This is a genomic window from Desulfosarcina alkanivorans (assembly GCF_009688945.1).
Classification (GTDB): domain Bacteria; phylum Desulfobacterota; class Desulfobacteria; order Desulfobacterales; family Desulfosarcinaceae; genus Desulfosarcina; species Desulfosarcina alkanivorans.
Genome location: NZ_AP021874.1, coordinates 3,406,524 through 3,421,892, shown reverse-complemented (window position 1 = coordinate 3,421,892; position 15,369 = coordinate 3,406,524). Strand labels below are relative to the sequence as shown.

Here is a 15,369-nt window from a genome sequence, read left to right as displayed (position 1 = left end):
GCCTATTCTCGAGAGGCCGGCAGGTGAGCGATGTTAAACGGGCAGTTCGATGACAAACTTGGCCCCTTTTGGCAAGTTGTCCTGTACCCGTATCATACCGTTGTGGTCGCTGACAATGGAGTTGACAATCGTCAGGCCCAGCCCCATGCCGGCCCGCTTGGTCGAAAAATTAGGTTCGAAAAGCCGTATTTTGTCTGTGTCCGCAATGCCCGTTCCATCGTCGGTGACTTCTATCCGAACCAGCTTCAATATGGGGTCGTAGGCCGCAGAAATGGTGATTTGCCCCTGGTTGCGAACGGCGGCCACGGCGTTGTCCACCAGGTTGATCATGGCCTGTTTGAACTGCTGCCGGTCCAGATTCATCTGGGGAATATCTTCACCGATCTGCACATCGAAACCGACGTCCGGGTGCCCTTCACGGTACAGGGACACCGTTTCTTCAATGATCGGAGACAGCCGGCAGGGCTTGGGGTCCGCAGTGGGAAACCGGGCGAAGGTCGAGAATTCATTGACCAGATTGCGAATCAGTTCGACATGGTCGATGATCATGCGGGTGCACTCGTCAAACACGGGTTCATCGATGCGTTCCGAATAGCGTCTCTTGAGCCGCTGCGCCGACAGGCTGATGGGAGTGAGGGGGTTTTTCACCTCGTGGGCGATTCGGCGGGCCACCTCCCGCCATGCCGCCATGCGCTGGGCCTTTTCCAGTTCCGTGAGGTCGTCAAATACCATGACGATGCCCATGGGCTGCCCCTGATCATCTTTTAACAGGTTGACATAGACGAGAAACGTTCGTGGCTGGCCGTTTACCGCGACCCGCAGGGGGATTTCCAGGGTCTGGTCCCGTACCGAGGTGACCCGGTCCATGATATCCTCGGCAAACTGAAGGTGGTCGGCGGCTAAAAGCCCCTCGTAGTGTTTGTTCAGAACCTTGCCGGCATCCAGGCTGAGCATGCGTTCAGCCGATGTATTGAATGTCGTGATGATACCGTCGCCGTCCAGGGTAACGACACCGGCGGAAACATTTTTCAGCACAATCTCCATGTACTGCCGCCGTGCCTCGATTTCCTGGTTCTGCTCGGTGAGTTTCCGGGCGGACAATTCCAACTGCTGGCGGTTGGAGCGAAGGTCCCGCGTCATTTTATTGAAGGCATCCACGAGGCTGCCGATTTCATCATCGGCGACGCTGCTGTCGATGGAAACGGTAAGATCCCCCTCGGCCACCCGCCGGGTACCGTCGGCCAGATCCATGATGGGAATGGTGATGGTTTTTGCAAGGTAGAATCCAAACCATACCGCGCAGAAAATAACCAGCAGCGCCACGATTGACAGGGTGATGTAGTAGGTGATCTGGATCGGTTTTTTCAATAGCTTGATCTGCTGGTATTCGTCGAGCCCCCTGGAGATGGATTCCATGTTTTCCGCTAAATCCGGGGGGATGAAGAGCCCCAGCACCACATGCGCGGTTGCCGTTGCCGGGGTTGCGTCAAAGGGCACCGTCCCGATGGTCCGAAGCAGTTCACCATTTTTCAGCGGTCCGGTGATGGTGCGGACTTTCTTGGTGCCGGCATCCTTGACAAATGCACCGGGGGGCGCCGCCTTCATGGCGACATTTTCCAGATCTTTTCCCAAAGCATAGGTGATGCGGCTGTAATTGGCGGAGTAGACTTCCACCGCGTCCAGGTCAAACTCACGCTGAACCACTTGGATGTAATGGTTGAGCTCTTTCTGCTTGACCGCTTCAGTCATTTTTTTCCGCTGGATCTGGTAGGAAATGCGTTCCAGAAAAAACTGGTGGCGGATTTCGTTTTCACGATAGAATTGCTGTCCGACCACAAGGGATTTTTCCAGGGCCTGCTCCACGGGGACGTTGAACCAGAATTCAATGCTGTTGGTAATAAAGTTGATCGAAAAGAAGAAAAGAATGATTGTGGGGAGCAGGGAAAGGGCCACGAAGGCCATCACCAGCCGGGTTCTCAACCGGGCGCCCATGACTTTCCGCCGCCTGGCATAGAGCAGCTTCACCAGGTTTCGAAATACCAGGAAGATCAGCAGAATCAACAGCAGCAGATTGATGTTGATCAGGATGAACATCAAGATGGTGTTGGAGACCGGGATGTCGGCGCCAAACGTGATGACCCGGTTTTCCGCCAGTGTCAGCACCCCCACCACCACGATAATCACCAGACTGATCACGGCTTCGCGCTTACGGCGGCTGCGTTCCTCTTTCGATAGGGTCGGTTTTGGCGTCGGGTTGCGTTTGCCGAAAATCATGAGGGCTTTTGAGAAGAGCGGTTAATAGATAAAATCGATGGTATACCAGTCGGTTTCGAAATCCCAGAGGGAAAGGAAAAAAAGGACGTAGTGCAGGTAATAGGGCAAGGTCACCCGGCTGAGTTTTGCCTTGGCCTGGATCTGGTATTGCTTTCCCTTTTCCAGCAGTCCCAGCGGGATCACCTTGAGGCTGTCGATCTCGGTCATCAGCTTTTTGGCGGCATCGAATGACTGAACGATCACCGGACTGCTGGTGTCCCATGAGCGGGATACCGCATATTCTTTTTTAAGACTGTTGTACTTGATGGTGTGCTCGATGGTCAGATCGGCCATTTTTTTGTCGAACCACATCCCCCGGGTCCGGTACAGGTTGACGAAAAAGGAAAAAGAGGCCGGCACGCCCCTTTTGACGGCGTCCTCTATCTTTTGCGTAAAGGCGTCCTCCACCGAGAGGTATACCAGCAGATCGTCCCGGGTATTGGTGACGATAATGTTGGTGAGCGTGGCATCCTTGGCCATGGCCAGGCCATGGACGGTTAAAAAAAAGATGCCCAGCACGAAAAAACCTGTAAACCGTCGGCAGGATCGGTTCATGGAGACGCCGTAGGATTCCTGAAGTTAACTAAATAGAAGAAAATATACGAAAAATAAACATATCGAAAGTGTTGAAAAATGGCAAGGGGTTTTAAGTCGCGTCCGGGGGGGAGATCCTGTTTATGCGGGATCCGGTGCCAGGGTGCAGGTATCCCAGGATGCTTTTTCCTCGAAGAATTTTTCCAGGAAGGCATGGTTGAAGGCGTGTCCGGATTTGCTGGCCACCACATGCCCCATAATGGGCATGCCGATGAGGGAGAAGTCACCGATGCAGTCCAGTACTTTATGGCGGACGAACTCATCCGGATACCGCAGCCCGCCATCGTTGAGCACCCGGTCCCCGTCTATGACGACGGCATTGTCCAGCGTTCCGCCCCGGGCCAGACCATAGCGCTTCATCAGTTCTACCTCGTGGAGGAAGCCAAAGGTCCGGGCCGCGGAGATCTCTTTTTCAAAGGTTTCCCGGTCGATGGCGAAATTGCAGGTCTGGGTGCCGATGAGCGGGTGGTCGTAGGCGATGGTGCAGGTTATCCTGAATTCGTCGGCCGGATAGATGGTCACGGATTTTCCGTTTTCATTCAGGGAGATGGGATCGTTTACTTTGAAATAGCATTTGGCGCCCTCTTGGCTGAGGGTTCCTGCTGATTTGATCAGTGTGGTGAACGGACCGGCACTGCCGTCCATGATCGGCAACTCATAGGCATCCACTTCAACGATGGCGTTGTCAATGGACATGCCGGTAAGTCCTGCCATCAGGTGCTCTATGGTGGAGACGATGCATCCCTCGGCGCCGATTACGGTTGCCAGGCTGGTGTCCACCACATTGTTAAAATGGGCGGTGACCCCCGGGGCACCGGGAAGATCGACGCGGACAAACCGGATCCCGTGGTTGACCGGTGCCGGTTTGATGCTGAGGTTGACGGTCTTTCCCGAATGGACGCCGACACCGGAACAACTCACCGGTGTCTTTATGGTCTGCTGATGGTGTTTCATTGAATACGATATCCTGATATGCCATGTCTGCCATTGGCGTTCATGGGCTGTTTTCGCTTATGAAATCGGAATCCAATCCATACGGGCAATCTTAATCACCCGCTTTTCTTTTGACAACCACTAAATGTCAATCTTTTGGATTTGCTTTTTTCGACAAAACCATTGTCCTATATCGACGGGCTTGATATACCTACGACTTCGCATGTTTCCCACGAAGTAAACTATCATTATCAGGGAGAGAGGCTTTGCTGGCCAGGGTTCTGAGCAGCGCCGTGATCGGTATCGAGGCATATCTGGTTGAAGTGGAAGTGGATATCGCCCAGGGACTTCCGACGTTCACCACGGTAGGGCTTCCCGAAACGGCGGTAAAAGAGAGCCGGGAACGGGTCAAGTCCGCGATTACCAACTCGGGCTATACGTTTCCGGCGGACCGGATAACCGTGAACCTGGCCCCGGCCAACATCAAGAAAGAGGGCACCGGTTTCGATCTGCCCATGGCCATCGGCATTCTTTCCGCGACCGGCATCCTTCCCGGACAAGCGGTTTCCGGCTATCTCTTCCTGGGGGAACTTTCCCTGGACGGCCGCGTCAAGCCGGTCAACGGCTCCCTGCCCATGGCCATTGCGGCCAAGCAAGCGGGATACCGCGGCATCATCGTCCCCACAGACAACGGCAAAGAAGCCTCCGTGGTTTCGAACCTTTCCGTTTATCCGGTTCGTACGCTGGGTCAGGTGGTGGATTTTCTCAGAGGATTCAAGTCCATTCTTCCGTTGAAGACGGATCTGGGGGCGGTTTTTAACGCCCCTGATTGTTCCGGGATGGATTTTGCCGAGGTGATGGGCCAGGAACATGCCAAACGCGCCCTTGAAATTGCTGCGGCAGGCAGCCATAATGTGATTATGGTGGGCCCCCCCGGTTCGGGCAAGACCATGCTGGCCCGCCGTATTTCCACGATTTTGCCGCCCATGACCTTTCAGGAGGCCATTGAGACCACCAAAATCTTCAGTGTCGTGGGACTGCTGAACCGGGATCAGCCGCTGGTTACCAGGCGGCCCTTTCGTTCACCCCATCATACGATCTCTGATGCCGGGCTCATCGGCGGCGGGCATGTGCCCCGGCCGGGAGAGGTGAGCCTGGCACACAATGGCGTTCTGTTTCTGGACGAACTGCCCGAATATAAAAAAAATGTGCTGGAAGTGCTTCGTCAGCCGCTGGAGGATCTCCAGGTGACCATTGCCCGTGCGGCAACCACCCTGACCTATCCATCCAGCTTCATGCTCATCGCTGCCATGAATCCATGCCCCTGCGGCTATCTTTCCGACTCGCGCCACGCCTGCCGGTGCACGGCCCACCAGATTCACCGTTATCGGTCTAAAATTTCCGGCCCCTTGCTGGATCGCATCGACATTCATGTGGAAGTCCCCGCCGTTGCTCATAAAGACTTAATCGCGGCGACCGATACCGAGTCTTCGGGGGCGATCCGGCGGCGTGTGGTGGCGGCGCGCCAGACCCAGAACCAGCGGTTTAATCGGACCCGGATATATGCCAACGCCCAGATGGCCAGCCGACATATCCGGGCCCACTGCCGCATCGGTGATGATGCCGCCCGTATTCTGGAATCGGCCATCGAACGGCTGGGACTGTCCGCCAGGGCCTACAACCGGATTTTGAAGATATCCCGGACCATCGCCGACCTGGAGGGCGTGGCCGCCATACAGGTCCACCATGTCACCGAGGCCATCCAGTACCGGAGCCTGGACCGCTCCATGCAGCATCAATGATCGCTGACCTTTTTGAGATCCGTGCTGCCGCCGTTTTCTGCCGAGGAGTGCCGGCCGTGAAGAAAAAATCACGAATATCGCTGTTGCTCATGGTCGTGTTTATTTCAGGATCGCTGATCCACAGCGCCGTTGCGGCATCCCCGGACCAGCGGGGCAACCATCGGAATGTTCTGCGATTTGGTGTTCATGTCAGTGAAATGGGAAACCTGGACCCCCATTTTGCCGCCGGTTCACAGGATCGGGCACTGGCGGATATGGTCTTCAACGGCCTGTTGCGCTACCTGCCGGGAAACGTGCCCAAGATCGAACCGGATCTGGCCGTGCGCGTTCCCGGATTTGAAATGATCGGTGGTCGGCAGGTCTGGACCGTCAGGCTGCGAAAGGGGGTCTGGTTTCACGCCGGGCCGCAAACGGAGGCCTACGAGTTGACGGCCGAAGACGTGGTCTTTTCCCTTCGTAAATCGGCCAGTCGTGAATTTTGTGCCTACGCAGGAGAGTATGAGGGCATGACCGTTGTCCCGGTCGATCGATACACGGTACGCATCACCGTGGAAAAACCGGTTTCCTCCATCCTTTTCCTGCCCAAGCTGACCAACTATGCCGGCGGTTTCATCGTCAGCAAACGGGCCATCGATTCCATGGGGTATGAGGGGTTCAAGCAGCATCCGGTGGGAACCGGTCCTTTTGTTTTCAGCGGCTACACGCCCGGCGAAAAGCTTGTCCTGGCGGCCCATGACCACTATTTCCGGGGCCGGCCGCAGATCGATGGCGTGCAGATCCGGTTCATTCCCGATATCGGGGCCCGCGAAACCGGCTTAACGTCGGGCGAACTGGATGTGATCATCGGTTCCGGTGAGAAGGGCTGGCCGGAAAAGATGGCCGGTCAGCCGGGAATTGCGGTCGATACCCATGGTGTCGGCGAGGTGGCCACCATCTACCTCAATACCCGGATGAAGCCGTTGGACGATATCCGTGTCAGACGCGCCATCGCATTGGCATTGAACCGGGAGGCCTTTTTGGACACCATGAGCAAACAGCTGGCGGGCAGCGTCTTTTCCCCTGTACCGGCCCGGTTTCTGCCCGGGGGACTCACGAAAACGGACGCAGAGATCCTGGACCTTACCTACTCCCAGAACCTTGCCAGGGCCAGGGACCTGATGGCCGATGCCGGCTATCCTGACGGTTTTGCTCTCGACCTGGTGTCTTCGGAAAAGCGACTTTATCGAACCTACTACCGGGAAATGGGCCGGCAGCTGTCCCGGATCGGTATCCGCTGCCGAATTGCCGTCGAGACCCATTCGACCATGCACAAGCTGATTCGCCGGTCTCCCCGACCCATTGTAATATATGTGGCCTGGCGCCCCAATGCGGATGCCTACCTGAGCCGGTTTTTCCATTCCGACGCCATAATCCTCACCGGCGCCCGGCCGGATACGAATTTCTCCAGTTACGACAAGGTCGACCGGTTGATCGAGGCGGCCCGCCTGGAGATTGACCCGGAGCGGCAGATCCAGCTGTGGGTCCAGGCCCAGATTCGGATTCTGGATGACATGGCCGCTTTCCCGATCATGTATTCCAAACAGTGCTATGCCCGCAGGACCATCGTGAATTACGGGCATTCGCTGGTTTCCACCATGGCCCTGTATCCCCAGTTCACCGAGAATACCAGATTGAAACGGAATCACTAGATCCCCCTGCGCTGCCCCCGGCAGGATAGGAAAGACCGATGAGCACCTATCCCAAAGTACTGATCACCACACTGCCGCTGGTCTTTCTGTTGCTCCTGTCCACGGTCGGCATTGCCTACCATTTTTCACGTACAGCCCTGACGGAGCTCGCCGAAACATGGCTGGACACCCGCCTTTCGGAGGCCATTCAGGTTGCTGCCGGACAGGATGACATGCTCCGCCGATATGGCCTGGAGGATATCCCGGCCAGCATCACCAAGGCCAAGCTGGATGCCGGAGCGGCCATGTCGGCCATTGAGGTGGGGGAACTGGGTTTCATTTTTGCCATCGACCGGCAGGGCCTTGTCGCCGTGCATCCGGACCCCGCCATGGTGGGCAGGGATGTCGGCCAGGAGGCATGGTTCAGGAATCTCAAACCGGAACGAAGCCGGCTGCGCCACCTGACCCCGGCCGGAAAGCACCTGGCCCTGGTCGACTATTTCGCACCCTGGGAATGGTATATTCTGGCCAGTGATCCCGAGCAGGAGGTCTACGGGGTCGCCAACCGCATGAAACCTTATCTGACCGGCCTGGGAATTATCGGGTTCGCAGTCATGGCCGGGGTGTTGATGCTGCTGACCCGGAGGCTTACCCATCCGTTGCGACTGCTGACGGCCGGTGCGGAGCAGATTGGCAGGGGAGATCTCGACACGCGTATTCTTATCGATGCCCAGGATGAATTCGGCCGTCTGGCCGTGGTTTTCAACCAGATGAGCCGGCAACTTCAGGAGTCCCTGACCGCCCTGCAGCACCGTGAAGCGCATTTCCGGTCCCTGATCGAGCATACATCCGATATTATCGCCATTTTAGATTCCGATGGCTGCATTTCCTACCTGAGTCCTTCCGTCGAACGCATCCTCGGATATTTCCGGGATTCGGTGATGGGACGCCGGGTTTCCGATTTCATTCATCCCGATGACAGGGACCGCACGCTGGCGATTTTCAAAAGGCGCATGGAAGGGGACACCGACAATTCGCCATCGGAGCTTCGCTTCAGGCATCATGACGGCTCATGGCGAATCATCGAGGCGACCAGCAACAACATGCTGGGTCATCCGGCAGTAGAGGGGCTGGTGGTCAATGCCCGCGATATCACCAAGCGTAAAAAGGCCGAAGCCGACCTCCAGCGATCCCACCAGCAGCTGGAGGACCGGGTGGCGGAACGTACCGCCGAACTGTTCAGGAGCAACGCCATGTTGCGTCAGGAAATCGAAGACCGCAAGCAGACCATCAAGGAAAAAGAGCAACTGCAGGACCAGCTTCTCCAGGCCCAGAAATTGAAAGCCATCGGCACCCTGGCCGGTGGTATCGCCCACGATTTCAATAATCTGCTCATGGGGATCCAGGGCAATGTCGACATAATGGCACTGGACATGGGGGGCGGTCATGCCCATCGTGGCCGGCTGGACACCATACGGGACTGTGTGCGCAGCGGCACCGGGCTCACCCGGCAACTGCTGGGATTTGCACGTCTGGGAAAGTATGAGGTCAAGGCGACCGATACCAACGCCCTCATCCAAAAAAGCGCCGACATGTTCGGGCGAACCAGGCAGGAACTGCGGATCATTTCCAACTGCCGGCCGGATGTGTGGTCCGTCAACGTGGACCGGGGGCAGATCGAACAGGTGCTGCTCAATCTGTTTATCAATGCCTGGCAGGCGATGCCCCAGGGCGGCACCATCTATCTGGAAACGGCCAATGAAACCCTGGATGACCGCCAGGCGGCGGTACACCGGGTCAGTTCCGGGAAATACGTGAGGATTTCCATTCGAGACACCGGTATCGGCATGGACCGGGCAACCATGGCACGTATTTTTGACCCTTTTTTTACGACCAAAACCATGAAGCGGGGTACCGGATTAGGGCTGGCATCCGCCTATGGCATCGTCAGAAATCATGGCGGCTATATCGACGTGTCCAGTGAAATCGGCCATGGCGCCACCTTCACGGTTTACCTGAAGGCCCTGCCTGAAACGATCGCCGGAGCAGCCCCCGCTGATGAGAAGCCCCGCTCCGGGAATGAGACCATCCTGCTGGTTGACGATGATCCATTAATTCTTGATGTGGGCCGGGCGATGCTCAGTGCCCTGGGATACGAGGTGCTTACCGCCGGTGGCGGCAAAAAGGCCCTGGCGGCCTTCCGGGATCACCATGACCGGATCAGTCTGATCATTCTGGACATGATCATGCCCGATATGGGCGGTGGCCGGGTCTATGACCAGCTCAAGGCCATCGAGCCGGGCGTCCAGGTGCTGCTGGCCAGCGGGTACAGTATCGACGGCCAGGCCTCCGAAATACTGCAGCGGGGCTGCAACGGCTTCATTCAAAAACCCTTTGACCTGCAATCCCTGTCCGAAAAAGTGAGAACGATTCTGGACGCACCGACAACCGGTCAGGTCTGAAGACCGTTTTCAGGTCGTTGTCGTTTCTCCGGTCGGTCCTTGACGCAGGTGGGGCACGACGGGAGGGGGGCCGTCGAGGCGATTCGGTTGGCCGCCATCAACTCACCCGGCGGGCTTCAGTGTCGGAGGGTCAACCCGGTCATCTGGCAGCAAAGGGGATATTGCCGCCATCTTGGACTGCTTTTTGCGGCACGCAGCATGTTCTGCCATCCGTAGCATCCGCGGCATTGACATCCGTTTTTCAAACACGGGGGTGCATCCCCGCTTCTGGTCACCTGGGGGGCAAGGGATTGCCCGGCACGGCGCGGGCGTCTTTTTCCCGTTGTCTGTGAGCCGTTTTTCATTGCTCGTATGTTGGTGAACCTGAGACAAAAAGTCAAGTGATCCCTTGATTGGCTGCGGCTGCTGAACTATAGAGAGAACGGTGTAAAGCCGGTCGCTGCCCGGTGAAAAAACAGGTCGGCCGGCATCCCGGTACCGCTGGTCCGGAGTGACGCCGTTTCATGGCATGCCGCAGGCAGCGGACTGTCCGATGCCCGTGCTGATCGCATGCTGTGTTCGTATCGATCGTCAGTCTGCCCGCTCAGATCGCATCCCTTCCGGTTCGGACCGTGCCATCCGACCGACCGGGCGGGCCAACCCCACCGCAATGGGCTGATATCCCGGCGTTGCGGTTCATTCAAGGAGACACATCCATTGTCAGTCACCTCCGCTGCATCCGCACGCGTTGCCTGTTTCGATGTGATTATCGTCGGAGGGGGGCCCGCCGGCCTCTTTTCCGCCCATTACCTCAGCGAACACACCGATCTCAAGGTACTGCTCCTGGAGCGGGGAAAAGGGCCGCTCAAACGCGTCTGCCCGGTGGCGGACCGGCAGTATTGCACCCAATGCAAACCATGCAATATCCTGTGCGGCATCGGCGGCGCCGGGTTGTTTTCCGACGGCAAACTCAATTTTATTCACAAGCTGGGAAAAACCGACCTCACCCAGTTCATGCCCATCGCCAACGCCGAGTCACTGATCGCAGAAACCGAGGCCATTTTCAACCGCTTCGGCATGGATGCACCGGTCTACCCGACGGACATGGATCAGGCCAGGACGATCAGAAAGCACGCCAAACGGTTCGGCATCGACCTGCTGCTGATCAGGCAGAAGCACCTGGGCAGCGACCGCCTGCCCGGCTATATCGCCGCCATGACCGATCATATCAAATCGAAGGGCGTGACCATCCATACGTCCGAAGAGGTGAAGGATGTGATGGTCGAAAGCGGTCGGGTCGTCGGCGTAAGAACCAGCCGGGGAGAGCGGCGCTGTGAGAAGGTGATCCTGGCGCCGGGGCGCATCGGGGCCGACTGGGTGGCACGGGTGGCACAAGAACACGGCATCGGCCTGACCCAACGGGGCATCGAGGTGGGGGTGCGGGTGGAGGTGCATAACGATATCATGCAGGACCTGTGCGACGTGATCTACGATCCCACCTTTTTCGTTCAGACCGGCAAGTACGATGACCAGACCCGCACCTTCTGCACCAATCAGGGCGGTTTTGTCTCCCTGGAGAGCTACAGCGACTTTGTGTGCGTCAACGGCCACGCCTACCACGACCGCAAATCCACCAACACGAACTTTGCCTTTCTCTCCAAGGTGGTGCTGACCGAACCGGTTACGGACAATCAGGCCTACGGGGAGGCCATCGGGCGCCTGGCCACCCTCATCGGCGGCGGCAAGCCCATCCTCCAGCGGTTCGGGGACCTGAAGCGGGGACGCCGCAGTACCTGGAACCGGGTCAGCAAGGGGTACATCGAGCCGACCCTCACCAACGTGGTGTGCGGGGACATCGCCATGGCGCTGCCCGAGCGCATACTGACCAACATCATCGACGGGTTGGAGCAACTGAACCGTGTGGTGCCGGGCGTGTCCAACGACGAAACCCTGCTTTATGCGCCGGAGATCAAGTTTTTTGCCACCCAGGTGGAGACCTCCCGGGATTTGGAAACGGAAATCAAGGGCATGTTCGTGGCCGGTGACGGCCCCGGTGTGGCCGGTAATATCGTCTCGGCGGCCGCCACCGGTCTGATTCCCGCAAAGGCGATCGTGGAAAACACAGGCCGGTCCGGAAAATAGACCGAAGGCGGAGGTCCCCACCCAAATGCCGAGGGAAGGATGCCTGGTCGTTTTGGGTACAGATACCGCTGCAACCCCTTACCTGATATGGCTTTTTGCTTGGGTCCGGTATCGGATTTACGGGTTCTCGACCACCAGGGTGCGCACGATGTCCAGCAGAGGCGGTTTAAGCGATCGCCAGCTGGGAAACAGGGCCTTTTCGCCGTGCCATTTCAAGTCCACCACCTCGTACTTTTCCGGGATGACTTTCTCGGAATCCCGGCCGTAGGTTTGCCGGGGGTAATGCTCGACCAGTACCATGCGGTTATGGTCGATTTTAAAGCGGTGAACGATGGTGGTGGCCACATGGCTGATACAGGCCTTTACGGACACCTGTTTCATGGCGGATGGCCGGTCGCCGGGCAGATTTGAAACCACGGCAATGATGGGCCTGAGGAGCGGTACCGCCGCGGTTTCGCTTTTGCTGAGGTCAAACAGCCGCAGACGGCAGCGGCCGGCGGCCAGGTTGAATTTGCCGCCGTATCCGTCCCAGTTAAAAACGTCGTCGAAAATTTTCAAAGGCGCTCCTTTCTGTCCGCTCCGTTTTCATCCGGAAATGGCCGTTTGGTATTCAGGCCACGGCCTCAGGGGGGCTTACAGCCGCAGGCTCGGTATCGCGGATTGCGGAAACCCAAGAACGACGGCCCGGCCTGCAGGCGGCGATTTTCTCATGGACATATCCTAATGCCGGGTCAACGCACTGTAAACCCTTACCAATCTGTCCGGCAGGTCGTGGACGTTGCCGATGCGCGTGTGGTGGGTGCTGCCGTACAGTCGGTCCAGTCGTTCGTTCTCGTTGGCGCCGATGGTGATGGCTTTGACGTGAGTGGCGGCGGACCTGGCCTCCATGACCGCCCGGCGGGTGTCCTCAACCGCGTAGGCACCCTTGTAAGCCACGTCGTTGGGGAACCCGTCACTCAGGATGAGGACCAGCCTCACCCGGGCCTGAACCGGCGCGAGAAGCGCGGTGGCGTGGCGTATGGCTGCCCCCATGCGCGTGCTTCGCTGGGGGGCCATGGCGCTGATTCGCCCTTTAACGGCATCGTCAAAGGGGGCCTGAAGGTCCTTGATGCGATAATAATCGACCCCCAATGGCCCGGTGCCTGAAAAACCGGCGATGGCAAAGCGGTCTCCGACGACTTGCAGGGCCTCGCAGAGCAGCACAATGGCCTGCTTTTCCACATCCAGCACACGGGTGCCCCGGTCATCAATGGTGCCGGCCGTCGACCGGGACAGGTCGACCAGCAGCAGGGCGGCCACATCCCGCACCCGTTTCATCCGTTTAACGAAGAGGCGGTCCGAAGGCATCAATCCGGCTTTCCTGTCCAGGGCATAATCCAGCAGGGCCCGGTAGTCGAATGCATCCCCTTCCCGCCATTGGCGCAGGATGGTGATTTCTTCGGGACGCAGCATTTCGAAGGCGTAGCGGATGCGCCCCACCAGACCGCGGAACTCCCGGAGGGTCTGCCGGTAGAATGTCGTATCGCCCCCCGGCAAGTCCCGTTCCAGCACCCTGACCCGGTCCGCGAGGTAGTCACCCAGGCATCCGTCCCATTCACGGTAGCGAAAGGCATCGGCGTCGTCTTCACCGGCGTCCGGCTGCCCGATGCCGTGACCGCACATCAAGGATTCCAGCTCCGGCCAGCAGCCTTCAACGGCGGAGCAGGGGACCGGTTGGGTCCACCGGCTGCCAATCAGTTGGCTGACATCTGCCGCGGACAACTGCCCGTTCTGGCGGATGAGAAGACGCCGGACATCCGACCGATAGACCTGAATGTGTCGTTGGGCCAGGTGCGTCTGGATATCCGCTGCCAGGCGGTGGTAAGCGGCGTGGAAGGGAGCGAAGGATGCGGGCTCCAGCCGGCGGCCGAAAGGAAGGTGCAGGGGCTGATAGCCGGACTCCCCCGAGCCGGCGGCGAGCTCCGCCAGTGCCGGGTAGAACCTTATTGTCAGCCGGGCGCTGGTTTCCACCGTGTCGTTGCCCCGTGATATCGCCTGGTCCAGACGAGCCGCCATGTCCATGAAAAGGGGGGTCAAGGCCGGTTCCGCCTCCAGCGATTCATCCATCACCAGGTGCCGATAGAGGGGAAACCCGGTGCCGGCGGCACGGTGACCGGTCCGGGCCTGCAGGAGACCATCGGCCAGCGCCTCGGTGAGTCGGCCGGCCAGGCCGGGATAACGGCGCCTCACCTTCAGGGCGACGCGGCCGTGCTCGAAAAGGGTGAACAGGTCCAGGGCAAGGCCGGGGTCCTCGAATCCGTGCAGGAAACGGTTCAGGTCGGATTCGGCATTCCGAGCGGCAGGGGGCTCCGGTGGTGCCGCCCCGGCGGCATCATCGGGCACTCTATCCACATCCAGGTCATAGGTCCCGAATTCGATGGCACCGGCCTCCAGGCTGGCCAGCAGCCGGTAGAGGGCTGCGTTGTCCGCGCGGTTGTCCATCAGGTCCATCTCGTCGGGCAGGTAGATGGCCTGCCCATCGCATCGAACCAGGGGGGGGGCAGCCCCAGTGGCGGCCTGTTTTGACGGCAGCGTGGAAAGCGGGCGGACGGCCACGGCCAGGCCCGTGCGGGCCTGGAGATAGCGTTCCAGTCTGGACCGGACTGACGGCAGGGGCACCGCCACCTGCAGATCGCGGCAAATGTCTATGGCCTGCCGGGACTCCAGGGACAGAAACCGGGCGCCCAGGTCCGGATCTTTGTGATAGCGCCGGACGGCCTGATCCAGAAAATGGTTCAGGGCACCGCCCGACAGCAGGCGAAGGCCCGATTCCAGACCCTGGAGATAATTGTCGGCCAGCCGTTCATCCATCCGGATGATGCGGGCCAATCCACGGATTTGAGCCAGCCGCCGGGAGGAGGCAAATTCACCCACGGCACGGGGCAGGGTATGGGTCAGGTAAACCGTCCGGTTGTATGAAAGCGTCAAGGTATAGGTGGTGACCAGAAGCTCGAGAAACGCGTGGGCACAGGCCAGTTCCTGGTTCTCGATAAATGCGGAAAGGGTCTCCAGCGGGGCTTTCAGCGTGTAAGTGCCTTTTTGCAGCATGATCCGGGTGGCCGCTTCGAACCGTTCGGCAAGGCGGCTGTCCCCGCACGTCAGCACCGGCACCAGATGCCGGGCAAAAATACAGGCCAGGGTCGGCCCCCGGTCGGCCGCCGCATTAACCAGGCTGCGGTATCGGTCCAGATCGGCCGGTGTGCCCTTGGCCAGCATCCGGCCCATGCCCTCGGCCAGGTGGCGGCCGAAAGAGACCTCGACGGCCAGGGCGTCGATCACCTCGTCCACCACCCGGACCAGGGGGCCGGCCACCATTTCCGGTTCGGCGTCGACCAGATGGCGGCCCATCCGCTCGGCGGCCTGCGGGTCGGCGATGGCCAGGTCGTCCAGGGGGCGCCGTGCGGTGCGGGCAACGGGGTGAGGAATGGCCGGGTCCAT

The 15,369-nt window shown here is 58.9% G+C and carries 9 protein-coding genes; 4 read left to right on the top strand and 5 right to left on the bottom strand.

What is annotated here, in order from left to right; all coding sequences use genetic code 11:
• Positions 1–33 precede the first annotated feature (33 nt).
• From DSCA_RS15125 to lpxC, 3 genes are all read right to left on the bottom strand, one after another.
• On the bottom strand, positions 34–2,274 hold the full coding sequence (locus tag DSCA_RS15125; RefSeq protein WP_155317220.1) for a sensor histidine kinase: 2,241 nt from the start codon (positions 2,272–2,274) through the stop codon (positions 34–36).
• A 21-nt stretch (positions 2,275–2,295) separates the two neighbouring features.
• Positions 2,296–2,868 (bottom strand): DUF4390 domain-containing protein, encoded by a 573-nt coding sequence (locus tag DSCA_RS15120; RefSeq protein WP_155317219.1) that lies wholly within the window; start codon positions 2,866–2,868, stop codon positions 2,296–2,298.
• A 120-nt stretch (positions 2,869–2,988) separates the two neighbouring features.
• Positions 2,989–3,861 carry a UDP-3-O-acyl-N-acetylglucosamine deacetylase gene (gene lpxC, locus DSCA_RS15115; RefSeq protein ID WP_155317218.1) on the bottom strand — a complete coding sequence of 291 codons (873 nt, stop codon included), beginning with the start codon at positions 3,859–3,861 and terminating at the stop codon, positions 2,989–2,991.
• Positions 3,862–4,106: 245 nt separating this feature from the next.
• Here lpxC and DSCA_RS15110 point away from each other — a divergent pair, with 245 nt between their 5' ends.
• From DSCA_RS15110 to DSCA_RS15095, 4 genes are all read left to right on the top strand, one after another.
• Positions 4,107–5,642 (top strand): YifB family Mg chelatase-like AAA ATPase, encoded by a 1,536-nt coding sequence (locus DSCA_RS15110; protein WP_155317217.1) that lies wholly within the window; start codon positions 4,107–4,109, stop codon positions 5,640–5,642.
• Between the two features lie 56 nt (positions 5,643–5,698).
• Complete coding sequence (locus DSCA_RS15105; RefSeq protein WP_167527791.1) at positions 5,699–7,330, top strand: ABC transporter substrate-binding protein; 1,632 nt, start codon at positions 5,699–5,701, stop codon at positions 7,328–7,330.
• Positions 7,331–7,368: 38 nt separating this feature from the next.
• Entirely contained in the window at positions 7,369–9,771 is a 2,403-nt protein-coding gene (locus tag DSCA_RS15100; protein WP_155317215.1) for a PAS domain S-box protein, read from the top strand.
• Between the two features lie 696 nt (positions 9,772–10,467).
• Positions 10,468–11,892 carry an NAD(P)/FAD-dependent oxidoreductase gene (locus DSCA_RS15095; protein ID WP_231716498.1) on the top strand — a complete coding sequence of 475 codons (1,425 nt, stop codon included), beginning with the start codon at positions 10,468–10,470 and terminating at the stop codon, positions 11,890–11,892.
• A 117-nt stretch (positions 11,893–12,009) separates the two neighbouring features.
• On the opposite strand, the gene DSCA_RS15090 is transcribed toward DSCA_RS15095, so the two are convergent.
• Both DSCA_RS15090 and DSCA_RS15085 read right to left on the bottom strand, forming a co-directional pair.
• The gene (locus tag DSCA_RS15090; protein WP_155317213.1) at positions 12,010–12,450 is read right to left on the bottom strand and encodes a hypothetical protein; all 441 of its coding nucleotides are present in this window, start codon (positions 12,448–12,450) and stop codon (positions 12,010–12,012) included.
• 162 nt (positions 12,451–12,612) lie between these two features.
• On the bottom strand, positions 12,613–15,369 hold the full coding sequence (locus DSCA_RS15085; protein ID WP_155317212.1) for a nitric oxide reductase activation protein NorD: 2,757 nt from the start codon (positions 15,367–15,369) through the stop codon (positions 12,613–12,615).